The organism is Actinoplanes sp. 13, from assembly GCF_056134165.1.
This window is the reverse complement of record NZ_JBVYOQ010000006.1, coordinates 216,243-238,985: the sequence shown is the minus strand read 5'-3', so window position 1 is coordinate 238,985 and position 22,743 is coordinate 216,243. Positions and strand designations below refer to the sequence as shown.

At 70.4% G+C, this 22,743-nt stretch carries 15 protein-coding genes; 7 read left to right on the top strand and 8 right to left on the bottom strand.

Annotated features, from left to right (window positions below):
- Positions 1–165: 165 nt before the first annotated feature.
- Positions 166–2,832, top strand: a complete 2,667-nt coding sequence (gene fxsT / locus AC0NH5_RS15700; RefSeq protein ID WP_474404172.1) for an FxSxx-COOH system tetratricopeptide repeat protein — start codon at positions 166–168, stop codon at positions 2,830–2,832.
- Positions 2,833–2,867: 35 nt separating this feature from the next.
- Here fxsT and AC0NH5_RS15695 read toward each other — a convergent pair whose 3' ends face one another.
- The 3 genes from AC0NH5_RS15695 to AC0NH5_RS15685 form a co-directional block, all read right to left on the bottom strand.
- Positions 2,868–4,073, bottom strand: coding sequence for an FxsB family cyclophane-forming radical SAM/SPASM peptide maturase (locus tag AC0NH5_RS15695; protein ID WP_474404170.1), 1,206 nt, complete (start codon positions 4,071–4,073; stop codon positions 2,868–2,870).
- A complete protein-coding gene (locus AC0NH5_RS15690; protein WP_474404168.1) occupies positions 4,070–4,255 on the bottom strand; it encodes a hypothetical protein in 186 nt (61 codons plus the stop codon). The genes AC0NH5_RS15695 and AC0NH5_RS15690 overlap by 4 nt, the downstream gene beginning before the upstream one ends.
- A 125-nt stretch (positions 4,256–4,380) precedes the next feature.
- Positions 4,381–5,436 carry a class I SAM-dependent methyltransferase gene (locus AC0NH5_RS15685; protein ID WP_474404167.1) on the bottom strand — a complete coding sequence of 352 codons (1,056 nt, stop codon included), beginning with the start codon at positions 5,434–5,436 and terminating at the stop codon, positions 4,381–4,383.
- A gap of 97 nt (positions 5,437–5,533) precedes the next feature.
- On the opposite strand from AC0NH5_RS15685, the gene AC0NH5_RS15680 reads away from it, so the two are divergent.
- The 4 genes from AC0NH5_RS15680 (at position 5,534) to AC0NH5_RS15665 (ending at position 14,320) form a co-directional block, all read left to right on the top strand.
- Positions 5,534–8,125, top strand: coding sequence for an ATP-binding protein (locus tag AC0NH5_RS15680; protein WP_474404165.1), 2,592 nt, complete (start codon positions 5,534–5,536; stop codon positions 8,123–8,125).
- 1 nt (position 8,126) lies between these two features.
- Complete coding sequence (locus AC0NH5_RS15675; RefSeq protein WP_474404164.1) at positions 8,127–8,798, top strand: MBL fold metallo-hydrolase; 672 nt, start codon at positions 8,127–8,129, stop codon at positions 8,796–8,798.
- A 279-nt stretch (positions 8,799–9,077) separates the two neighbouring features.
- A complete protein-coding gene (locus tag AC0NH5_RS15670) occupies positions 9,078–13,724 on the top strand; it encodes a hypothetical protein (RefSeq protein ID WP_474404163.1) in 4,647 nt (1,548 codons plus the stop codon).
- The gene (locus tag AC0NH5_RS15665) at positions 13,721–14,320 is read left to right on the top strand and encodes a hypothetical protein (RefSeq protein WP_474404161.1); all 600 of its coding nucleotides are present in this window, start codon (positions 13,721–13,723) and stop codon (positions 14,318–14,320) included. The genes AC0NH5_RS15670 and AC0NH5_RS15665 overlap by 4 nt, the downstream gene beginning before the upstream one ends.
- 53 nt (positions 14,321–14,373) lie before the next feature.
- Here AC0NH5_RS15665 and AC0NH5_RS15660 read toward each other — a convergent pair whose 3' ends face one another.
- Positions 14,374–15,057 (bottom strand): DUF305 domain-containing protein, encoded by a 684-nt coding sequence (locus AC0NH5_RS15660; RefSeq protein ID WP_474404160.1) that lies wholly within the window; start codon positions 15,055–15,057, stop codon positions 14,374–14,376.
- A gap of 140 nt (positions 15,058–15,197) precedes the next feature.
- On the opposite strand from AC0NH5_RS15660, the gene AC0NH5_RS15655 reads away from it, so the two are divergent.
- On the top strand, positions 15,198–16,625 hold the full coding sequence (locus AC0NH5_RS15655) for an LVIVD repeat-containing protein (RefSeq protein ID WP_474404158.1): 1,428 nt from the start codon (positions 15,198–15,200) through the stop codon (positions 16,623–16,625).
- Between the two features lie 73 nt (positions 16,626–16,698).
- On the opposite strand, the gene AC0NH5_RS15650 is transcribed toward AC0NH5_RS15655, so the two are convergent.
- From AC0NH5_RS15650 to AC0NH5_RS15635, 4 genes are all read right to left on the bottom strand, one after another.
- A complete protein-coding gene (locus tag AC0NH5_RS15650) occupies positions 16,699–18,054 on the bottom strand; it encodes a vanadium-dependent haloperoxidase (RefSeq protein WP_474404157.1) in 1,356 nt (451 codons plus the stop codon).
- Between the two features lie 156 nt (positions 18,055–18,210).
- A complete protein-coding gene (locus tag AC0NH5_RS15645; RefSeq protein WP_474404155.1) occupies positions 18,211–19,860 on the bottom strand; it encodes a RecQ family ATP-dependent DNA helicase in 1,650 nt (549 codons plus the stop codon).
- A gap of 9 nt (positions 19,861–19,869) precedes the next feature.
- Entirely contained in the window at positions 19,870–20,820 is a 951-nt protein-coding gene (locus tag AC0NH5_RS15640) for a TIGR03557 family F420-dependent LLM class oxidoreductase (RefSeq protein ID WP_474404154.1), read from the bottom strand.
- Between the two features lie 16 nt (positions 20,821–20,836).
- Positions 20,837–20,989: a hypothetical protein gene (locus AC0NH5_RS15635; RefSeq protein ID WP_474404152.1), complete on the bottom strand. Its 153-nt coding sequence runs from the start codon at positions 20,987–20,989 to the stop codon at positions 20,837–20,839.
- 112 nt (positions 20,990–21,101) lie between these two features.
- Here AC0NH5_RS15635 and AC0NH5_RS15630 point away from each other — a divergent pair, with 112 nt between their 5' ends.
- A complete protein-coding gene (locus AC0NH5_RS15630) occupies positions 21,102–22,691 on the top strand; it encodes a glycoside hydrolase family 3 protein (protein WP_474404150.1) in 1,590 nt (529 codons plus the stop codon).
- Positions 22,692–22,743: the final 52 nt, after the last annotated feature.

The window sequence follows — 22,743 nt, the reverse complement described above, 5'->3', positions numbered from 1 at the left end:
GTCGCGGGCTGTTCTTCGGCTCGAGCTTCTTCCGATGTCTTCCGAAAGAGTTCCAGGGATTTCGTATTCGTCGAGCATCTCGCTCATATGTGCGACCGGGGCGAGTGCAGGGCACTGCATGAATGGATAGATCGAGCTGGCGGCACGATCGGACTCGGTCAATCGGTGATCCGGGCGATCGGCCGGCAGGAGAGAAATGGATCCGCTAACATCAGCCCGCAAAATTCCGGCGCAATCAGGTCCTCCACCGGCGACTTGATCTTAAGCGATGGAGATCCCGTGGCGAAGACGGATATTCTTGAGAAGAGGACGACCGACCAGTTGGATATTGTTGAGGGCCGACACCGTATTCGCGGGAACATCCCGATTCGGAATCCGGACTTCACCGGCCGGGAGGATCTTCTGCAATCATTGCGGACCGCCCTGGTGGAGAGCAGTAAGGCATCGGTGCTGCCTCGCACCCTGCACGGCCTGGGTGGCGGGGGAAAGACGCAACTCGCCTTGGAATATGTGTACAGGTATGCCGAGCATTACGATTTGATCTGGTGGATTCCGGCCGAGCAGAAGTCGCTCGCGCTGACCTCATTGGCGAGCCTCTGCGAGGAACTGGGCCTCACCCAGAACCTCGACCAGCGGCAGACCGCCGACGCCGTCCTGCGCGCGCTCAGCAGGGGCGGCCTGAGCTGGCTGCTGGTCTTCGACAACGCCGACGAGCCGGACGAGATCCTCCCGCTGGTGCCCTCCTCAGGCGGTCACGTCATCATCACCTCACGCAACCAGGAGTGGTCGAGTTCGAGTGACGCCGTCGAGGTGAACGTCTTCACTCGCGGCGAGAGCATTGCCCTTCTGCGGAAGCGTATCGAGGCCGTCTCGGTTGAGGACGCCGACCGGCTCGCCGCCACGCTGGGCGACCTGCCTCTCGCTCTGGACCAGGCGCGTTACTGGCAGCAGGCGACCGGGATGCCGGTCGGTGAGTACCTCGACCTGTTTGCCACCCACGCGCGCGAGCTGATGTCCGAGGGTAGACCGCCGCTGTACCCCACGACGGTGGCCGCTTTCGTGCGCCTCGCGTTCGAGCGCCTGCGGTCCGACAATCCCGCGGTGGCCCAGCTCCTCGAACTGTTCGCCTTCCTCGGCGCCGAACCGCTGTCGGTGGGCATGCTGCGGCGGGCCCGCGAGGCGGCGGTGTCCGAGCCGCTGCGACCGGTGCTCCGGGACCCGATCAGGTTGAACCGGACGATCCGCGACCTCCGCAAGTACGGCCTGGCCAGGGTCGACCCGGACCAGCGCATCCAGGTGCACCGTCTGGTGCAGACGGTGCTGCGTGCGGACCTCAGCGCGGAGCTGCTCGAAAAGAGCAAGGAGAACGTGCAGCGGATCTTCGCGGCGGCCAATCCGGCGCAGCCCGACGACACCCGCCGCTACGGCGTCGTCTACCAGGAGATCGGGCCGCACATCACCGCCGCCGGACTGGTCGACTCCGAGATCCACGGCGCCCGCCAGGTGGTCCTCGATCAGATCCGCTACATGTACGTGGTCGGTGACTACGAAGGCAGCCGGCGTCTCGGCGAGCTCGCGGTGAAGGTCTGGAACAGGGGCAACGGCGAGGGGGCCGGGCCGATGGGTGAGCTCACGTTGATCGCCGAACGGCACCTGGCGAACGCCCTGCGCGACCTGGGCGAGCGGGAGGCCGCCCGCACACTCGACGAGGACGTGTACCGGCGGCTGAAGGCCAGCCCGGAGTTCGGGCCCGAGCATGAGCACACGCTGGCAGCGGCCATGAGCGTCGCGGTCGACCTGCGGATCGCCGGCCAGTACCGCGAGGCGCTCGAGATCGACGAGCAGAACGTGGAACGCCACCGCCGGGTGTTCGGCGAGGAGGACGAGCAGACGCTGCGCGCACTGAGTAACAGCGCGGTGAATCAGCGCATCCTCGGCGACTTCGCGGGTGCGCTGGAGGTCGACGAGTACTTGACCGACGAGTGGCGTAAGGCAGTCGGCGAGGACGATTCGCGCTACATCTTCTGCTTGGTGAACCGGGCCATCGACCTGAACGGCCGGGGTCGTTACGCGGAGGCGCTGGAGTCCCTTAACAGGGTCTACACGCGGTACCGCACGCTGCTCGGCAGCGGGCACACCTACGTGCTGCGGGCGGCGCGCGCCCTCGGCGTGGCGCTGCGCAAGACCGGCCAGTACCCGGATGCCCTCGTCTGGACCGAGGAGAACTGTCTGGAGCATGAGTCGCGGCTCGGGCCCAACCACGAGCGGACCCTGGCCGCGGCGATGACCTATGCCAACACACTCCGGGTGAACGGGCGGCTCCCTGAGGCGCGCGAGCATGCGGTGAACGCGGTCCACCGCTACCGCAGCATGTTCGGGGCCAGGCACCCGCTGGCGCTGGTCGCCCGATCGAATCTGGCGATCATCTACCGGGCCCTCGGCGAGAGCCGGGAAGCCCGCGAGATCGGTCGAACGGTGCTGGACGACCTGACCGCACTCCTGGGCGCGAGGCACGGATACACGCTGTGCGCCGCCGTCGGGGTGGCCAGCGACCTGGTTCTCGCGCACGACGTCAAGGGCGCCCGCGAGCTGTCGGCCCGAACACTGGAGATTTCGCGCGACGTGCACGGCGACCGGCACCCGTACACGTTGGCCTGTGCCGTGAACGCGTCGCTGGATCTGCAGGCCACCGGCCAGGAGGCGACCGGCCTGGCGCTGTATGACGAAACGCTCGCCCTGTTCACCGAGGTGCTCGGCCCGAACCATCCGGAGACCATCGACGCCGGCCGGTTCAAGCGCGCCGAGTGTGACATCGAGCCGCCGCCCACATAGGCCCCGGACTGGTCGCCGCCGACGGCCGGGCGGAGTCACTCCACGCGACCGTCGGCGTGCCTCGTTCTCCCGGCGATGTCGGCGGCCACCCGCCGTCGCACGTGCGTGATGATGCGGCTGAGGTCGTGGCAGTAGACGGACGGGTTGCGGAAGCCGCTGCCGGGCGCGTAGCGGTGCGCGTAGTGCCCGGCGCCGCACCACTGGTGGATGGGACAGGCCGTGCACTCGGCGGAGAGCGCCGCCGGGCCGAGCTGGCGGGCCACGATGCCGGGGTGACGCAGCGCCTGGTCGAAGGAGTCCAGGGCCACGTTCAACCCGGTGACGCCTGCGCCGGGATAGGCCGATTTCAGGGAGTCCACCTGTTCGATGGCGCCGTCGGACTCGACGACGGCCACCGTGACCGGGCTGAGCCCGACCTGCTCGGACCGGCTGGCGCCGCCCAGCACGAGGCTGAGGACGTCTTCGAGGATCCGGACCCGTACCTCCTGGACGGGCGCGTCGTACCAGCGGTCGAAGACGGCGACCAGCCAGTCGCCGTACTCGTCGGCGAGGTCGGTCGTCCGTCGTGGCGGGCGGGCCCAGGTGGCGTGCGGCAGCAAGAAATCGATCACCGGGGGGCGGTGCCGTAGCAGCGCTTCGTAGGTGCGGACCGGGTCGGACGTGACGTCGACCGTACCGAGGATGCCGGCGAAGATCGGCCGGTACCGTTCGCCGGCCAGCAGGCCGAGGGCCCGTTCCACGGCGGCGGCGCTCCCTCTGCCGTCCGCGTACCGGCGGTGGCGGTCGTTGTCGGCGCCAAGGCCGTCCAGGCTGACGCCGACCCGCACCTCGTAAGCCTGGAGCAGGTCGAGCATCGCCTCGTCGAGCAGCACGCCGTTGGTCTGTACAGCGAGGTGCAGACGGCGGTGGGCTCCGATCGTCCCGCGCAGCTCCTCGAGCAGGATGCCGAGGTGGTCGCGACCGGTCAACAGCGGCTCGCCGCCGTGCAGCACCACCCGGATCGACTTCAGGCCGTGCGTGCCGGCGTGCTCGGCGATGCGTGCGGCTGTCGCCCGCAGCACCGCGACGGACATGACCGCGGGACGATCACGCCAGCTGTGATCGCCCATCGTGTAGATGTAGCAGTAGTCGCAGGCCAGATTGCAGCGCTGATGGATTTTGAGGACGAACTCCCGGAAGGCGTACGGGCGGAAGCCGGCCGGAATGTCGAGATCCGCCGGCCACTCGCGCCCGCGGATCATGGGATGTTGCCGAAGCCGGCCGTGATCTCGCGTTCTTCGACGGCATCCTCGCTCAGCCGCCTGATCGCCGCGTCCAAGACGCTGCCCTCGCAGAACAGCTGGATAAGGGGAATCTGTGTGACGTCCGGAATGGGCTTGTCGTCGCTCGAGAAGCCCTCCGGCTCACCGGTTGCAGCGTTCATGCACCAGCCCTCCGCGTCCGCGCCCCGGGGCGAGTCCCGGTTGTCTCCATGATGCCGGGTCCAACAGCGCTGTTCCGGTATTCGGCGGGAAGACGGCGTGGACGCCGGCTTCCCGCCCATCGGCGTTACGGGCGCGCCTCGTACACGATGTTGAAAGGGGTCTCCGCGACCCGGCGGAAGCGGGTGAAGCCCGCGTCCGTCACCAGCCGCCGGATCGGCTCCTCACCGGCCTGGGCACCGAGTGAGTAACCGCCCTCCTGGGACAGCGCGCTGGGCACGCACAGGAACGCCGAGAACGAGTAGTACACCCGCCCGACCGGGTTGAGGTTGTCGTCGACCGAGGCGCCGGCCGCCGGCTCCACGATCATCCAGGTGCCGTCCGGCGTGAGCTGCCCGAGCACGTGCCGGGCGGCGCCCAGTGGGTCGCCCATGTCGTGCAGGCAGTCGAACGAGGTGACCAGGTCGTACGGACCGCCGGAGAATCCCTGTGCGCCGGCCGCCTCGAACCGCACCCGGCCGTCCACCCCGGCCGTGGCCGCCCGCTTGCGGGCCTGGTCCACCGAGTCGTGGTGGTAGTCCGACCCGGTGAACACCGAGTCGGGATAAGCCGCGGCCATCAGCACGGTCGACGCCCCGTGCCCGCAGCCGACGTCGGCGACCCGTGCCCCGCGCTGCAGCTTCGGCACCACCCCGTCCAGGGCCGGCAGCCACTCGGCCACCAGGTGCGCGCTGTACCCGGGCCGGAAGAACCGCTCGCAGCCGGCGAACACGTCCTCGTCGTGCTGGTGCCAGCCGATGCCCGAACCGGTGCGGAACGCCTCGGCGATCCGGGGTTCGGCCTTCAGTGCGCCCAGCGCCAGCTGGAACGCGCCGGGCGCGAAGATCGGGCCGTCCGGGTCGGTCAGCGCGAAGGCCTGCTCCTCGGTGAGGAAGTACCGCCCGGTCGAGGCGTCGTACTCGACGTAGCCGCCGGCCGCCTGCCCGCGCAGCCACTCCTCGACGTAACGCGGGGCGGTGTTGGTGAGTTGCGCCAGCTCGGAGGGAAGGGCGGGCGCGGTGGCGAGGGCGCGGTACAACCCCAGCCGGTCGCCGATGACGATGCCGCCGGCGGCCATCGTGGCGCCCAGATCGCCGATGAACCTGTGCACGAACTCCATGAGTTTCTGCTCGTTGACTGTCATGGGTTCCGTTCTACGGAGCGCGCGGCGACGGGGAATCCGTGTCAACTACCTAGCTCGGCGACCTGCACCACCTAGCTCGCTACCTAGAATCTGCGGCATGGCCCGCTCCCTGCTGGAACGCCACCACGAGCTGGCCGAGCTCGGCGCGGCCGCGCGGCGGGCCCGGGACGGCCGGGGCTCGGTCGTGCTCGTCACCGGGGAGGCCGGCATCGGCAAGTCCAGTGTGGTCGAGGCGGTCCGTTCGGTGCTGCCGGCCGAGGGGCGGCTGCTGATCGGGTACTGCGACGACCTGGCCACCCCGCGGGTGCTGGGCCCGCTGCGCGATCTGATCGGGAAGGTCGGCACCACCCTGACCGATGCGCTCGGCTCCGGCGACCGGGCGGCCGTGTTCGAGGCGTTCCGGTCCGAGCTGGACCGGCCCGGCCACCCCACCGTGCTGGTGGTGGAGGATCTGCACTGGGCCGACGAGGCCACGCTGGACGTGCTGCGGTTCCTGGTGCGGCGGATCGGGGCGCTGCCGGCGGTGCTGGTGGCGACCTACCGGGACGACGAGATCGGGCCGGACCACCCGGTGCGCGGCCTGCTCGGGGTGGCGGCGAGCGGCGCGGTGTCCCGGTTGCCGCTGGCCCGGCTCTCCCGGACGGCGGTGCGCAGCCTGGTCGGCGACGGGGACGCCGACCGGGTCTACACGATCACCTCGGGCAATCCGTTCTTCGTCACCGAGCTGCTGGGCGATGCCCGGGCCGGAGGCGACGCCCGGGCCGGAGGCGACACCGACCACACCAGCGGCGTGCCGGCCACCGTGACCGAGGCGGTGCACGCCCGTCTGCGGCACCTCGACCCGGCCTGCCGCGACGCCCTGAGCCGGCTCGCGGTGGTCCCGTCCACCGTGGAGCGCTGGCTGGTCGACGCGATCATCCCCGGCGGCCTGGACACGCTCGCCCCGGCCGAGCAGCGCGGGATGCTGCACGTCCGGCCCTCCCGGGTCGGTTTCCGGCACGAGCTGATGCGGCGCGCGGTGGAGGCCTCGCTGACCGCCTCCGGGCGGATCGCGGCCAACCGGGATGTGCTCGCCGCGCTGCTGGAACGTGGTGGCGCGGACCTGTCCCGGCTGGTGCACCACGCCGCCGAGGCGGGTGACACCGAGCTGATCGTGCGGTTCGCGCCGGCCGCCGCGGCGGAGGCGGTCGCGGCCGGCTCACACCGGGAGGCGGCCGCCCACTACCGGCTCGTGCTGGAGCATCAGGGCGCCTTTCCGCCGGCCGAGCGGGCGGACCTGCTGGAGGCGTACGCCGAGGAGTGCTACACCCTGGGACTGGACGGCCCGGCAATCAGTGCCCAGCGGGACGCCGTGGCGCTGCGCCGCCGCCTGCCCGGCCCGGTGGCACTCGGCCTCGCGCTGCGCCGCCTCTCCCGGGTCCACTGGTACGGCGCCGACCGGCCGGCCGCCGAGGTCACCGCGGCCGAGGCGGTGGATGTCCTGGAGGGCGCCGGCGACGACGCGGCACTGGCGTTCGGCCTCAGCAACCTGGCGCAGCTGCACGCGCTCGGCGGGCAGAGCGCGGCGGCCGTGGAGGTGGGGGAGCGGGCGGTCGCCCTGGCCCGGGCCGCCGGCACGCCCGGGGTGCTGTCCCACGCGCTGAACAACGTCGCTTACGCCCTCTGGGACCAGGATGATCCGCGCGGGCGGAAGCTGATGGAGGAGAGCCTCGCGGTCGCCCTCGCCGCCCGGGAGGACGACCATGCGTGCCGCGCCTACACGAACCATGCCTGGCACCTCATCGACCGGCTGCGGCTCGCCGAGGCGGGCGAGTTGCTGGACGCCGGGATGGCGTTCGCCGAGCGGACCGAGGTCCTGGGCTTCCTGCGTTACCTGCACATCACCCGGTCGGTGGTGTGCCTGCAGGCCGGCGAGTGGGACGAGGCGGAGCGGCACGCCCGGTGGGAGGAGGGCGCGCCGACGATGATGCGCACCCCGGCGCTGGTGGTGCGCGGTCTGACCCGGGTGCGGCGTGGGTTGCCGGGTGGCGAGCCGATGATCGCGGAGGCCTGGGAGATCGCCCGGGCCATCGGCGAGGCGCAGCGGATCGGCCCGGCGGGCGCGGCGATGGCCGAGCTGGCGTGGCTGCGCGGTGACACCGCGGTCGCGGATCGGCTGACGCCGGTCTTCCGGGACCGGCTGGCCGCGGAGGGCGGCCGCCGGCTGGGTGCGTTCAGTTTCTGGTTGCATCGGCTGGGTGCGGACGTCCCGCTCTTCTTTCCGTACGCGCCGAGCACGACCGCCGGCTTTTTCGGGCAGGCCGGTTGCCGCTATGACCAGGCCGTGTTCCTGAGCCGGAGCGACGACCCGGACGACCTGTTGACAGCGGTCCGCCTGTTCGACGGCCTGGGCGCCGACCCGCTCGCCCGCCGGGTCCGGTCCCGGCTGCGGGAACTCGGTGTGGCCCGGATCCCGCGCGGGCCGCAACCGGCGACCCGGGACAACGCGGCCGGGCTGACCGGGCGTCAGGCCGAGGTGCTGCGGTTGCTCGCCGACGGTCTGAGCAACCCGGAGATCGCCGCCCGCCTGGTCCTGTCGGTCCGCACGGTGGACGCCCACGTCGCGGCCGTGCTCGCCAAGCTGTCCGCCCGGTCCCGCCGCGAAGCCGTGTCGCGGGCCAGGCAACGGGGAATGCTGACACAATCCTGATGTGCGGGAAGTGGTCGACGGGGTCTTCGAGCTCCGCCTGGGTTACGTCAATGTGCATCTGGTCGTCACCGATGACGGTGTGGTGCTGGTCGACACCGGTCTGCCCGGCCGGGCGCCGCTGATCGAGCGGGGCCTGCGCGGCATCCGCCGGTCGATCGGCGAGGTGACCACGATCCTGGTCACCCATCACCACCCCGACCATGTCGGCAGCCTCGCCGAGGTGCGCGGGCGCAGCGGCGCCCGGGTGATCGCGCACGCCGCCGACGCGCCGAACATCACCGGGGCGATCCCGCCGGCCGCGCCGACCGGCCTGGTCGGCAGGCTGCTGAGCCGTGTGGTCGGCACGGTGGAGCCGACGAAGATCGATCAGCTGATCACCACGGACGGCTCCGAGCCGCTGCCCGGGTTCACCGCGCTGCACACTCCCGGGCACACCCGCGGCCACGTGTCGTACCTGCTCGACCGGGCCGGCGGTGTGCTGTTCGCCGGGGATGCCGCGGCTGCCCGGCGGGGCGTGGTGTCCGCGCCGCCCCGGATGGTGACCGCTGACCCGGTGCGCGCCGGGCACAGCCTCGCGCGGCTGGCCGAGCTGGAGTTCGAGCACGCCGTGTTCGGCCATGGCCGGGCCGTCTCCGGGATGGCGGTGGAGGCCTTCCGGAAGGCGGTCAGCTGAACGCCCTCTGCGGGACTGCATGGGGACTCCGGGTCGGATTGCAACGGGAGTCCACATGCGACTTTGCCGGCGGGCTGACCGGCTGTCCGGTTCGTCCGTTCGCTCAGAGCCTGCGCTGGAACGGTTCAAGTTCAGTTGACATCGAGACTCGTCGATTGCGAGTCTCTCGTGGCGACACTGGGTGATCACGGGGGATCTTCAGAGTAGCGTTCCGGTGTCGATGACGCCTGCTCTGGCCTGAGCTCCCCCGAAATGTCCACATGACACGGGGGAACGCACATGGGTCATCCCATCGCGGACGCAACCCAAGTCCTACTGGTGCTGGCGATCTTCTCGCTGGCCTTCTTCCGGGCCGGGCGGCGCCGCACCCCGATCGGCAAGGCGGTCCTCGCCGTCGGTGCCGGTCTCTGGCTCTCGCTGGCCGGTGGCGCGATCTGGATGGTCGCGAACGCCACCGCGGCAGCCCTGCCCGCGCCACCACCGGCCACCGGTCCCGGCAATCCCTGCACGACCGGGCAGGCGACCAAGACGTTCAACATCTCGTTGATCAACATCCCGCTCTTCCTGAACCGCTTCGGCGACGTCGTTCCCGAGGGCCGGATGTACGTGCTCGACGAGAACATCACCAAGGTGCGGCAGAGCTTCACCCAGGCGGCCAACCCGGCGAAGGCGGCCGAGAACGACCTGATCGAGCCGCTGGCCGTCCGGGTCAACCAGGGTGACTGCGTCGAGGTGCGCTTCACCAACCGGCTCAACGAGGCGGCGCCCTCCTACACCCGCAACTCGTCGATCTTCACGCTGCCCGGTGAGGTCCTGCGGGCGGCCGGGACCGTGACGCCGAACCCGCGCGAGTTCGCGCCGGCGCTCACCCAGCCGAACAACGACTTCGACCCGTCCACCGCGCCGAACGCGTCCATGCACTTCGACGGGCTGGACTACGACGTCAAGGGCTCCGACGGCGCGGCGGTCGGCAACAACCCGGACTCCACCGCGAAGCCGGGCGCGTCCATCACCTACCGGCTCTCGGCCCGGACCGAGGGCGAGTTCCAGTTCAAGGACGGTGCCGACTTCACTTCGCAGGACACCCGGCCGACGGACGCCAACGGCAAGGTCCGCTTCATCGGCTCGCACTCGTTCGGCGCGTTCGGCGCGATCGTGGTGGAGGCGCCCGGGGCGACCTGGGTCGACGCGCGGACCGGCGGCCCGCTGGCCTCCGGCAGCCGGGCGGTCATCAAGCACCCGAGCCAGCCGGACTTCCGGGAGCACGTGCTCTTCATCCACGACGAGGTGGAGGCGGAGCCGGGCATCCTGACCCGGTTCTGCCGCAACAGCGGCGGCGACGATGACGACGACGCCGGCAACGAGTGCGTGGAACCCACCGCGGCGCAGCTCGACCTGCTGAAGAGAGGCACCCTGCCCGGTCTGGGCGGCGGCGACGCCGACGCCCTGGTGCAGGGCGAGATCCCGGTGAAGCTCGAGTGGTTCGCGTTCAACTACCGCGCCGAGCCGGGCTTCAACCGCGAGGAGGTGGGCTGTCCCGCCGCCACCGCGTCGGGACAGGGCTTCGCTGCGGAGGCCTGCATCGGTGAGGAGACCAGCCTCTCGTCGTGGGCGTTCGGCGACCCGGGCGGCGGTGACCTGGTCTGGGCGAACTACCGCGGTGAGCCGATGCAGATCCGGCTGCTGCACCCGGCCGAGTTCGAGACCCACACGTTCCACTGGCACGTGAACCGGTGGCCGTTCGACCCGAAGGACGAGGGCGGCCTCGCCGAGGTGTCCAAGCCGACGAACATCACCCGCACGACGAACATCCTCGACGTGCAGTCGGTCAGCCCGGGCGCGCACTACAGCCTGATCGCGCAGGGCGGTGCCGGCTCGGCGCACAAGGACAAGCAGGCCACCTTCGGCGACATCATCTTCCACTGCCACCTCTATCCGCACTTCGCCACCGGCATGTGGGGGCTGAACCGGACGCTGGACAAACGGGAGACCGGCAACCGGACGAACCCGGACGGCACGCCGATCCCGGCGCTGGTCCCGCTGGAGGACTTCGACTATCAACCCACCGTCTCCGGGCGGCAGGACCCGCCCGCGGTCAGCGCGACCACGCCCGGATTCCCGCTGTTCATCCCGGGCAAGTTCGGCTTCAAGGCACCCAAGCCGCCGCTCGGCGTGAGCAGCCGCCAGGCTACCGGTGCGTTCCCGCCCACCACGCTGGAGAAGGCCGCGACCGACGCCGGGGCGCAGGTACCCGGCGGCTTCTTCCAGAACCCCTGCCCGGCCGGCCGGCCGGTGAAGACCTTCGACATCGCGGCCATCGAGATAGCGCAGACGTACAACCCCGAACTCCAGTGGAAGAACCCACAGAGCCGGGTGTACGTGCTGGAGTCACAACGCGCCGCGGTGCAGGCCGGCGCCAAGCCGGAACCGTTCGCACCGCTGCTCAACGTCGGTGACTGTGTGGTCTACAACCTGACGAACCGGCTGCCACGCGAGTTCGGCGGCACCGTCTTCGACCGGGCGCAGGAGACCAACGAGGTGGGCCTGCATCAACACATGGTGCAGTTCGACGTGCTCTCCTCGGACGGCGCGGCCAACGGCTGGAACTACGACCAGGGCGCCGACGTCGGCCAGACGATCACGTACCGGAACTTCGTGCACGAGGACACCGCCACCAACAGCTTCCACGACCACTTCTTCCCGAACGTCCATCAGGACAACGGGCTGTTCGGCGGGTCGACGATCCACCCGGCGGGCTGTTCGTACTTCAACCCGGCCACCGGGGCGGCGGTGCAGATCGGCACCATCGTGGACGTCCGGTGCACGGCGACCACCGACTACAACGGACAGGCCACCGACGGGGAGGACTACCGCAACTTCGCGCTGTTCATCGAGGACCACGTCCCGATGTTCCAGCCGGCCAGCTCGTCGACCTCGAACGACGACCAGTTCGTCACGCCGGAGGGTGTGCCGATCTACCCGGCGAAGTTCCCGTCGACCACCGACGACTCCGGCGTGATGGGCGTCAATTACCGGCTGGAACCGTTCGAGGCCCGAAGAGACAAGGATCCGTCGAAACTCTTCGACACCGCGGCGCACGGCTTGCCGTTCACGCCCTATCTCAAGGCGTACGCCGGGGACCGAATAAAACTGAGGCTGTTCCAACTGTCGCAGGAGGAGTCGCACGGCTTCACCATGGACGGCTTCCGATGGGGCTTCGAACCGGCCGACCCGGAGAGCAACATCGTCCAGGCCCAGCACATCGGCATGCTGGAGTACATCGACATCAGGGCCAAGACCGAACATCAGGGCGGTGATCCGTCCTACTACCCACCGAGCCGCTACTACAGCTACAACTACACCGGCTCGGACGACTACTTCCTGGGCGCCTGGGGGATCACCGAGGTCCGGGGCTGCGACCCCTATCACAACCTCAACCCGGAGCAGAGACTGCAGCTGCTGCCGGACAACTCGGTCGGGCCGTGTGAGCTCAGCGAGGCGCTGGACTACGACGACCCCGGGACTCCCTGCGCGACCGGCGCGCCGCGCAAGGACTTCTTCATCTCGGCGATCAACCGGGACATCACCTACAACAAGGCCGGCGATCACGACCCCAACGGCCTGATGTACGCGCTGGACGCCGACCTCCCGGCGATCCAGAACGGCACGAAGCAACCGGAGCCCCTGGTGATCAGGGCGAACGCCGGTGACTGCGTGAACGTGCATGTCACCAACCGGCTGGACCCGGCCAAGATGAAACCGCACTGTCACGAGGCCATCGAGCCGGGGCAACTCGGCTTCAAGGAGGGGGTCACCGCCTATCCGGCCTGTATCGACCAGCCACCGCGCAACGAGGTGAACGTGCCCGGCTTCCAGCCGTTCCCGGTCAGCTCGCGGATCTCCATCCGGCCACAACTGGTCGACGTCCACGCCCCGTCACTCGGCACCAACGTCTTCGGCGCGCTCACCGGGTACGGGTCGCCGAACCGGGACGGGACGATAGCGCCGAACCGGTCGCTCTCCTACCGGTGGTACCTGCCGCCGACGCTGACCGGGATGGCGTTGCTCCAGGACGCCGCGGACCCGCAGAACCACCTGCACCACGGGCTCTACGGCGCGCTGGTCATCGAGCCGGCCGGCTCCACCTATCTCAATCCGGCGAACGGGCAGCCGCTGGCCAGCGGGACGAGCGCGATCATCGCGCACCCGTCCCAGCCGGACTTCCGGGAGAACATCGTGCTGTTCAACAGCGACCTGGCGCTGTTCCGCAAGGACACCAACGGCAACCCGGCCGACGACCAGCCCGTGCCGGACAACCTGGACCTGGTCCAGGGTCCCGGGCGGCAGGCCGACGACGCCGAGGACCAGGGCGAGTTCTCCGTCAACTACCGCAACGAACCCTGGTCGCACCGGTACGCCGGGGATCAGAACATCACGAACATCTTCAGCTCGTACACCCACGGGGATCCCTCGACACCGGTGTTCCAGGCGTACGCCGGGGACAAGACGGTCTTCCGGGTGGCACAGGCGGTGGGTGACTCCCGGGCCACCAGTTTCGCCCTGCACGGGCACACCTGGCGGCGTTCCTGGAAGGACCCGCAGTCGCAGATCGCGGCCAACCAGGGGCAGTTCAACCCGGGCGTGGTCTACGACATCCACCTCGACCCGGCGGTGACCGGGGGCGCCGGTGGCCCGCGAGCGGTGGCGGGTGACTACCTCTACCGGACGAACACGCTGGCCCGGCACCTGATCAGCGGGCAGTGGGGGCTGTTCCGGGTGCACGCCACCGCGCAGACCGGGCTGGCCGCCCTGCCGGACAAGCCGGTGCCCGCCTCGGGTGGCCGCGGCGGCGGTGAGGCCGCTCCGCCCGGTGTGCTCGGCGCCAACCCGGCGAGCGGCCGGGCCGAGCGAAGGAGGCGGCGGTGAAGCTGCGCGAACGGTTCGTCCTGCCGGACGAGATGCGCAGGGGTGGCACGGACGGGCGGGCCGACCGGCCCGCCCGGGCGCCCCGGCCCAAGCCGGTGCGGCCCCGGCAGAGCCGGCCGCACGAGCAGCGGCCGTTCCGGCACGGGTTCGTGATGGGCCTGTGCGTGGGCGTCACCCTCGCGCTGGTCTTCGGGATCGCGGTGTTCCTGGTGGTCCGCCCGACCGCGGCGCCCACCGCGGCGGCGCCGCCTGCCGAGCCCACAGCCTCGGCGGGCCAGCCGCAGGCGGCGGTCAACGTGGCGGTCCGCCACCTCGGTGATCTGAAGGTGCAGATCGAGGCGGAGATCAACGCGCCGGGGTCGTACGACCCGATCACCAAGGGGCAGGTGGCCGCGTTCGTGGACATGGTCGCCATGCCGCAGGCGCACCTGCAGGGTCCGATCATCATGGCCGAGGTGGCCGGGCGCCCCGGCGTCTATCAGGCGCTCACCACGGTGACGATGGTCGGGGAGTACTCCGTCACGGTCGACGTCCGCCGGCCGATGGCGACGAAGGCCCACGCCCGCATCAAGATCGACACGGTGAAGCCCTCCTGAGTGGAGGGTCGTTCAAGGGCCGGTGACGCCGCGGCGTCACCGGCCCCGTCGTGTCAGGCGATGCCCATGTCGGCCATCCGGTCGATCTCGGCGCCCTGCTCGACGGCCATCTCGCTGGCAAATTCCGACAGCCGCTGGTCGGCGCCCCCGTTGAGCACGTCCCGCGCCATCTGCTGCGCGCCGCGGTGGTGGTCGGACATCATCGCGACGAACCGGCTGTCGAAGTCGGCGCCGCGCGCCGCGGTCAGCTCGGCGAGCGCGGCCTCGGACTGCATGCCGGGCATCGTGGCGTGGTCGTGCGCCGGGTCGGACTCGGGCTTGCCGCGCTCCTTGAGCCAGTCCCGCAGGAACTCGATCTCCGGTTGCTGCGCGGCCTGGATGCGGGTCGCGAGTGCCTGCAACTGCTTGTTGGTCGCCCGGTCCGGCGCGAGTTCGGCCATCCGCAGCGCCTGCAGGTGATGGGCGATCATCATCTGCGCGAACGTGGTGTCGATCGTGTTGTACCGCGAGCCGTCCGGGGCCTGCACCTTGTCCGAGTCGGTCACCTCCGCCGACTCGCCCGGCTTCCCCGGAACGATCACCCGGATCGGCGAGGAACTGGCGCTCGGCGCGTCCGCGGCCACCGGCCGGTCGCCGCCCCGCTCGCCGCCGTCCGCGCGGGTGAGCGCCACCGCCCCGCCCGCGCCGAGCAGCACCGCTGCCGCCGCGGCGAGCGTCCACGCGCGTTGTCGGCCCATCGACCAGCCTCCCGGTGTCGTGCGAAGATCACCAGGATCCCGCATTGACGACTATGGTAACGATGAACATCATTCACACAGTGCGCGTTCGCGTCATCGCGCGGCGTGTCACAGCGTTCTCCTCAGCCGGAAGGAGCTCCATGTACCGGACTGCCCCACGAGGGCGGCTCAAGCGTCTGGCGTACGTCGGCGCAGCCGTGCTTCTGTCGAGCATATTCGTGGTGCCCGCGAGCGCGGCACAGGCCGACCCGGCGGACATCCCGGGCGTCGACGAGATCGTCTCCAGCCCCAACCTCAAGCAGGTGGGGAACAAGCCAAAGCCAGACCTGTTCGCGGCCCGCGACTCCTTCAACTCCGACCTGGCCTTCCAGGGCCGGTACGCCTTCAGTGGCAACTACAACGGCTTCACCGTCTACGACCTCCGCAACCCGCGGAAGCCGGAGGAGGTGACCGCCGTCCTCTGCCCCGGATCGCAGAACGACGTCTCGGTCCACGGCAACCTGCTGTTCCTCGGCACCGACTCCCCGCGCAGTGACGACTCGTGCAAGAGCACGGCCGCTCCCGCGCCGGTGGAGAACCGGTGGGAGGGCATCAAGATCTTCGACATCAGCGACCCGCGCAGCCCGCGGTACGTCAGCTCGGTGCAGACCGCCTGCGGTTCGCACACCCTGACGCTGGTGCCCGGCAAGGGCTGGGACAGGTCGGTGTACGCCTACGTCTCGTCGTACGACGTGTACCGCAACCCGCCGCTCTGCGCCGCGCCGCACGACAAGATCTCGATCGTCAAGGTCCCGCTGCGCAACCCGGCCGCTGCCAAGGTCGTCGCCACCCCGGTGCTCTTCCCGGACGGCGGTTACCCGGGTGGCCCGACCGGCCAGAGCGCGACGGCCGGCTGCCACGACATCACGGCGTACCCGGAGAAGGGGATCGCGGCCGGCGCCTGCATGGGTGACGGTGCGCTGTTCGACATCTCCAACCCGGCCAACCCGAAGGTGATCACCACGGTGCGCGACACCGAGAACTTCGCCTTCTGGCACTCGGCCACGTTCAACAACGACGCCACCAAGGTCGTCTTCACCGACGAGCTGGGCGGCGGCGGCCGGGCGACCTGCAACCCGACGGTCGGGCCGAAGCTCGGCGCGGACGCGATCTATGACATCAAGGGCAAGGGCAAGAAGCTCACGCTCGAGTTCCGCAGCTACTTCAAGATCCCGCGGGAGAACGCCGCGACCGAGAACTGCGTGGCCCACAACGGCTCGCTGATCCCGGTCAAGGGGCGCGACATCATGGTTCAGGCGTGGTACCAGGGCGGCATCTCGGTCTGGGACTTCACTGACTCGCGCAAGCCCAAGGAGATCGCTTACTGGGAGCGTGGCCCGCTCAGCCTCACCGAGAACGTCACCGGTGGCTCCTGGTCGGCGTACTGGTACAACGGCTACATCTACTCCAACGACATCCAGAAGGGCTTCGACGTCCTGGAGTTGAAGGACCGCCGGACCGACAAGGCCCGCTGGAACCGCACCTGGCAGTTCAACGCTCAGACCCAGACCGATTACCGGCGCTGGTGATCTGACCCGCTAGACACGTCCGGCTCGGATCCCACCCAGGATCCGAGCCGGCGGTGTTTCCGCGGTCAGTGCCTCACTTGCGGCCGCTCGGTCCTTCCGGCACGATCACCGGCACCATTCCCCGCTGGGCGACCTGGGTGGCGACGTCCGAACCCAGGGCCAGACCGGCGGTGGTGTCGAACCGGAAGTGCACGCCGAGGTACACCCGGCTCACCGCGTGCTCGCTCGCCGCTGCGGTGAACGTGGTGAAGGTGCGGGTGGTTCCGGCCGCCTGCGCGTTCTGCGTGCCGACGGTGTAGGTGAGCGAGTCCGTGCCGAGGAAGGCCCGGGCCACGCCCGCCCACGCGCCGGCGAGGGCGGCGTTCTCCGAGACGTGCGACGGCGAACACGGCGTGGCGGCAGCCAGCGGCAGCCAGGTGGGAACCGGGCTGGTGGCGTCGTTCCGGACCGCTGTCTCCGGCCGCCACGTGTCGACCGCCGTGAGATATTTCGCGTCCCAGCTCGCGATGGCCGCGTCCGCGAGGGCCTGGGCCGTCATCGAGAACAGCAGGCTGACCCGCAGGCCGTCGGTGCTGACGGCCGACCGCTGGGCCACTGCCTGCGTGTGGGCGAGCAGCTGCCCGGTGGTGCCGTAGGTGCCGTCCGTGTCGTGCGACCAGAAGTGGGCGGTCGCCGTCTGCGCGGCCGTCCGCGTCGTCGAGTCGCGCCGCCCGAGGTTGCGAACTTCGGTGAGGTCGGCGGTGTATGTCGTGTTGCGCAGCAATGCCGCGTGCGTGGTCACCCGGCCCGGCAGCGCCGGCCGGTACGCCGAGCCCGCCGACAGGACGAACGGTTTGACCTGGCCCCAACCCGGGGTCACCGGGGTGCAGGCCGGGCTGCCGGTCGGCCGCCATGCTCCGGCAGCGGTGTCCGGGGTGTAACCCGGGTTGGCCGTGGAGCCGTCGGTGGCCCGCGCGGCGAGGATCTTGTCGAAGATCCGGTTCGCGAGCCGCCGCGAGAAGTGCTCGTCGGTGGTGCCGTGCCGCTCGGCGAACCGCTGCTGGACATAGGCGGCCTGGGCCGGGAACAGCTCGATCAGCATGTCGTGGGCGAAGATGCCCGCCGCCAGGTTGTCGTCGAGCGTGTTCTCGAACAGCCGCCAGCCCGAGTAGAAGTTGGAGCCGTAACCGGTGCCGCGGTAGTTCTGGCGGGCCCAGTAACCGGCGTTGACGGCGTCGAAGATCCCGGCGTGCAGCAGCGCGGCCGCCCGGGACTGCTGACCCGGCGTGGCGCCGGTCTGCCGGCGCAGCAGCTCCAGCAGGGTGTCGTTCCAGAAATAGACGGTGGCCGGTGTGCTGACCGGCGCGGCGCTCGCCGGCGCCGGAGCGGCCAGCAGGCCACCGACCAGGATGAGAGCAGACAGGATCATGATGCCGAGTCGGCGCAGCATGGAGTTCCCCCGTTTCGTGCGTGCGCGACACATTGACATCCGTGACTATATGTAGATCTTCGCCGCCCGGGCGTGCCAACCTCACTCCGTGGGCGTACACCGAAGCGGGTGTGTGAAGTTCGGGTGCGAATCGAGCCCGAACTTCACACACCTGCTCTATCGGCTGGCCTTGGCAGGAGTCAGCAGGGAGTTCTCGACGACGACCGGCACGGACAACGTCTTGTAACCGACATCGTCGAACAGGACGGTCATCCGTTCCTCCTCGTAGTTCATCACCATGCCGGTGCCCCACTCGGCGTGCTCGACGTGGCTGTGCACCGGGAACGGGCCCTCCTGCTCGGCCTCGTTGACCGCCTCGGCGCTGCCGTCGGCGCAGTTGTCGCAGTGGTTGCAGACCTTCTTCTGGTCCTCGCCGAAATAGGCCAGCAGGGTCTCGGTGCGGCACTGCCGGGACTGGGCGAACCCGCGCATCATGTCGGTGCGGGACCGGACGACCACCTGCTGCCGCTCGTACTCCTCGATCGCGGCCTCGGCGGCCGCGGGCGGCATCGGTGCGCGGGCCGGCACGGTCAGCTTGTTCCCCGCTCCGGTGCGGACCGCGCCCACCTGCTCCAGCAGCCCGAGGTACTGGCCCAGCTTGCGCGGGCCCAGGCCGGTCTCCTTCTGCAGCGTGGTCTTGGTCTGCGGCCCCTTGTGGAGCGCCCCGGCGAGGGCCTGGAGCTCCTCGGCGTCCGGCGACCCGCCGCTGAAGAAGCGCTGGATGGCCTCGTCCTCGGAGCGCCACAGCAGCAGGGCCCGGGCCGGATCGCCGTCGCGGCCGGCACGGCCGATCTCCTGGAAGTAGCTGTCCGGGGAGTCGGGCAGGGCCATGTGCACCACCCACCGGATGTTCGGCTTGTCGATGCCCATGCCGAACGCCGAGGTCGCCACCATGATGTCGACCTTGTCGGCGGTGAACTCCTCGTGCCGCTGCTCGCGCAGACCGGCCGCCATCCCGCCGTGGTAATGAGCGGCCGGATAGCCCGATTCGGTGAGCTTCTCGGCGAGTTCCTCGGCGGCCCGCCGGGTGGCGACGTAGATGATGCCCGGTCCCTGCGCGTCGTCGAGCAGCGTGGTCAGCCGCCGCCACCGGTAGCTCTCGTCGGGGCAGTACGCCACCTCGAGGAACAGGTTGCGCCGGTCCAGCCCGGACACGTGGATCTCGGGCTGGTGCAGGCGGAGCCGGGCGATGATGTCCTCGCGGACCGGCGGGGAGGCGGTGGCGGTCAGCGCGAGGATCGGCGGCCGGCCGATCTGCTTGATCATGTCGCCGAGGGCCAGATAGTCGGGGCGGAAGTCGTGGCCCCAGGCGGAGATGCAGTGCGCCTCGTCGACCGCGACCAGGCCGGGCCGCAGGGCCCGCACCTCGGCCACCTTCTCCGGGTCGCTGAGCTGCTCCGGCGTGATGAAGAGGAACTCCGCCTCGCCGTTCCGGATCGCTGCGAAGGCCTCCCGTTGCTCCTTCGGTGTCTCGGCGGAGCTGACCCGGACCGCGCGGGTCTTCGGGTCGTTCCGCTCGTTGAGCGCGGCGATCTGGTCCTGCTGCAGGGCCAGCAGCGGCGAGATGACCACGGTGGGCCCCGGCAGCAGCACCGCCGGGATCTGATAGATCGCCGACTTGCCGGCGCCGGTGGGGAGAACCACGAGAGCGTCCTTGCGGCGCAGCACGGCGCGCATCGGCTTGAACTGGCCGGTGCGCAACGAGGGCCAGCCGAAGTGCTTCCGGGCGACGCGGCGCAGCCGGGGGCCGTAGATGGGGAGTTTCATCGAGGGGGACTATCCGATCTCGGGGAGGATCTCGCGGGCGTACAGGTCGAACAGACCCTGGTAGTGGGGGCCGGTGTTGGCGACGTACACCTCGTCGAAGCCGGCGTCGGCGAACTTGCGGATCATCTCGAGGTGCGGCCCGGGGTCGTTGCCGCAGACGAAGGCCTCGCCGACCATCTCCTCGGTCACCAGCTGCGAGGCCTGCTCGAAATGCTTGGGGGAGGGCAGGACCTGGGAGAGCTCGCCGGGCACGCCGGCGTTCGGCCATTTCTCGTACGCGATCCGCCGGCCTTCCTCGGGAGTGGCCGCGAACGCCGCCTTGAACCCGCCCTGCACCGTCTTGCCGGTGCCGCCGGCCGCGCGGAACCGCTGGACCGCGTCGCTGTCCGGCATCACGCTGACGAACCCGTCGCCGATCCGCCCGGCCAGGTCCGCGGCCTTCGGCCCGAAAGCGGACACGTGCACCTCGACCGGCTGCTCGGGCAGCGTGTAGATGCGGGCGTTCTCGACGGTGTAGTGCTTGCCGTGGTGCGAGTAGTTGCCGCCCTTCCAGAGGCCCCGCATGATCTCGACGGCCTCCTCCAGCATCTCCAGCCGGACCTCCGTCTCCGGCCACGCGTCGCCGAAGATGTGCTCGTTGAGGGCCTCACCGGTGCCGACGCCGAGGCGGAACCGGCCGTTGGTGAGCACCGCGCTGGTCGCCGCGGCCTGAGCGATCACGGCCGGGTGGATGCGGACGGTGGGACAGGTCACCGCCGTGGTGATCTCCAGCTGGGTGGCCTGGCTCAGGGCGCCGATCATCGACCAGACGAACGCGCTCTGGCCCTGGGCGTCGACCCACGGGTGGTAGTGATCGGAGATCCACAGGCCCTGGAACCCGGCGCGCTCGGCGCCCTTGGCCTGCTCGATCAGCTCAGCGGGAGAGTACTCCTCGCTCGACAGGAAGTATCCGATGCGCATGCGCGCCCCGTTACCCCTATTTGCCGCCGAACATGCGACGGATGGCCCAGAGCAGGAACAGGAGGGCGAGCGCCACGCCGAGGAGACGGACCGCATGGATCTCGGACCAGTCGACGACGGCGGCGAGCGGGGTGTCCGGCACCTCGTCATCGTATCGAGTAACAGTCATCGCTAATAGAAAGGTTTGTTGACTAAACTCGGGATGGGTGTGAGCATAGGTCCCCGGACGCCGGAGAACGCTCACATAGGCGTTCGTGAATGCATCGGAGGTACGGGGGCGCATGTCCATTCACGGCGATTTGCCGGAGCTCGCCGCTGCGGTTCTGCAACCGGGATTCGTCGGCACCGCCGCGCCCGACTGGATCCGCCGGTGGCTCGGGGAAGGCCTGGGCGGTGTCGCACTGTTCGCCCGCAACGTCGAGTCGCCGGCCCAGGTGGCCGCGCTCACCGCGCAGCTGCGGGCCGAACAGCCGGACGTTATCGTGGCCATCGACGAGGAGGCCGGTGACGTCACCCGGTTCGAGTCCCGGCACGGCAGCTCACGGCCGGGCAACCTGGCACTCGGCGCGATCGACGACCCCGAACTGACCGAGACCGTCGCCCGCGACCTGGGCCGGGAGCTCGCCGACGCGGGCATCACCCTGGACTACGCGCCGGACGCCGACGTCAACAACAACCCGGCCAACCCGGTGATCGGCGTCCGCGCGTTCGGCGCCGAGCCGGACCTCGTGGCCCGGCACACCGCCGCCTTCATCCGCGGCCTCCAGGACGCCGGTGTGGCCGGCTGCGCCAAGCACTTCCCAGGACACGGCGACACCAGCGTCGACTCGCACCACGACGTGCCGCTGATCGCCCGCAGCCTGGACGAACTGGCGGCGGTCGAGCTGGCGCCGTTCCGCGCCGCGATCGCGGCCGGCGCCCGGTCGGTGATGACCGGCCACCTGCTGGTTCCGGCGTACGACCCGGACCTGCCCGCGACGCTGAGCCCCCGCATCCTGACCGGCCTGCTCCGCGAGGAGCTGGGCTTCGACGGGCTGATCGTCACCGACGGCATCGAGATGCAGGGCGTCCGCCGGCGGTACGGCCTGACCGGCGCCGCAGTCCGGGCGCTGGCCGCGGGCGTGGACGCGATCTGTGTCGGCGGTGACCACGCCGACGAGGAGACGGCTGTCCGGCTGCGCGGCGCCATCGTCGCCGCGGTGCGCAGCGGCCAGCTGTCCGAGGAGCGGCTCCGCGACGCTGTCGCCCGGGTCCGCCGGCTCGCCGAGTGGACCACCCGCCGGCAGACCGAGACCGGCGCCCGGGCCATCGCTGACGCCGCCGCGGAGCCCGAGGTGGCCGTGCTGGCGGCACCCGCCACCATCCGGGGCTCCGACGTGGGCTTCGCCGCCGCCCGGCGGGCCGTCAAGGTGACCCTCGCCGACGGTGCCCCGGCGCTGCCGGTCACCGGGGTCCCGCACGTGGTCGAGTTCGCCCCGCCGCGCAACATCGCGATCGGCAGCGAGACGCCCTGGGGACTGGGCGCGCCGCTGGCCGACCTGCTGCCCGGCACCACCTCGCGCCGGCTCACCGCCGACGACCTGGGCGGCCTGCCGGACCCGGCCGAGCCGGTGCTGGCCGGCGCCACCGACCGCCCGCTGGTGCTGGTGGTCCGCGACGTGCACCGGCACCCGTGGATCGCCGAGGCGCTGACCCGGGTGCTGGAGCTGCGCCCGGACGCGATCGTCGTCGAGATGGGCATCCCGGTCACCGTGGTGGGTGGCGTGCACATCGCCACCTACGGCGCGACCCGGGCCCTCGGCCAGGCAGCCGCCGAGATCATCGCGGGTGTGCACGTCGCCGAGCCGGCCCCGCAGCCGGTCGCCGTCTGACCCACCGTGTGAACTTCGGGTCGGGATCCAGCCCGAACTTCACACACCGGGT

Bases quoted from the DNA above. Each gene is read 5' to 3' on its own strand.
- AC0NH5_RS15695 (WP_474404170.1), bottom strand. From the start codon at position 4,073: ATGATCCGCGGGCGCGAGTGGCCGGCGGATCTCGACATTCCGGCCGGC.
- AC0NH5_RS15690 (WP_474404168.1), bottom strand. From the start codon at position 4,255: ATGAACGCTGCAACCGGTGAGCCGGAGGGCTTCTCGAGCGACGACAAG.
- AC0NH5_RS15685 (WP_474404167.1), bottom strand. From the start codon at position 5,436: ATGACAGTCAACGAGCAGAAACTCATGGAGTTCGTGCACAGGTTCATC.
- AC0NH5_RS15680 (WP_474404165.1), top strand. From the start codon at position 5,534: ATGGCCCGCTCCCTGCTGGAACGCCACCACGAGCTGGCCGAGCTCGGC.
- AC0NH5_RS15670 (WP_474404163.1), top strand. From the start codon at position 9,078: ATGGGTCATCCCATCGCGGACGCAACCCAAGTCCTACTGGTGCTGGCG.
- AC0NH5_RS15660 (WP_474404160.1), bottom strand. From the start codon at position 15,057: ATGGGCCGACAACGCGCGTGGACGCTCGCCGCGGCGGCAGCGGTGCTG.
- AC0NH5_RS15655 (WP_474404158.1), top strand. From the start codon at position 15,198: ATGTACCGGACTGCCCCACGAGGGCGGCTCAAGCGTCTGGCGTACGTC.
- AC0NH5_RS15650 (WP_474404157.1), bottom strand. From the start codon at position 18,054: ATGCTGCGCCGACTCGGCATCATGATCCTGTCTGCTCTCATCCTGGTC.
- AC0NH5_RS15645 (WP_474404155.1), bottom strand. From the start codon at position 19,860: ATGAAACTCCCCATCTACGGCCCCCGGCTGCGCCGCGTCGCCCGGAAG.
- AC0NH5_RS15640 (WP_474404154.1), bottom strand. From the start codon at position 20,820: ATGCGCATCGGATACTTCCTGTCGAGCGAGGAGTACTCTCCCGCTGAG.
- AC0NH5_RS15635 (WP_474404152.1), bottom strand. From the start codon at position 20,989: ATGACTGTTACTCGATACGATGACGAGGTGCCGGACACCCCGCTCGCC.
- AC0NH5_RS15630 (WP_474404150.1), top strand. From the start codon at position 21,102: ATGTCCATTCACGGCGATTTGCCGGAGCTCGCCGCTGCGGTTCTGCAA.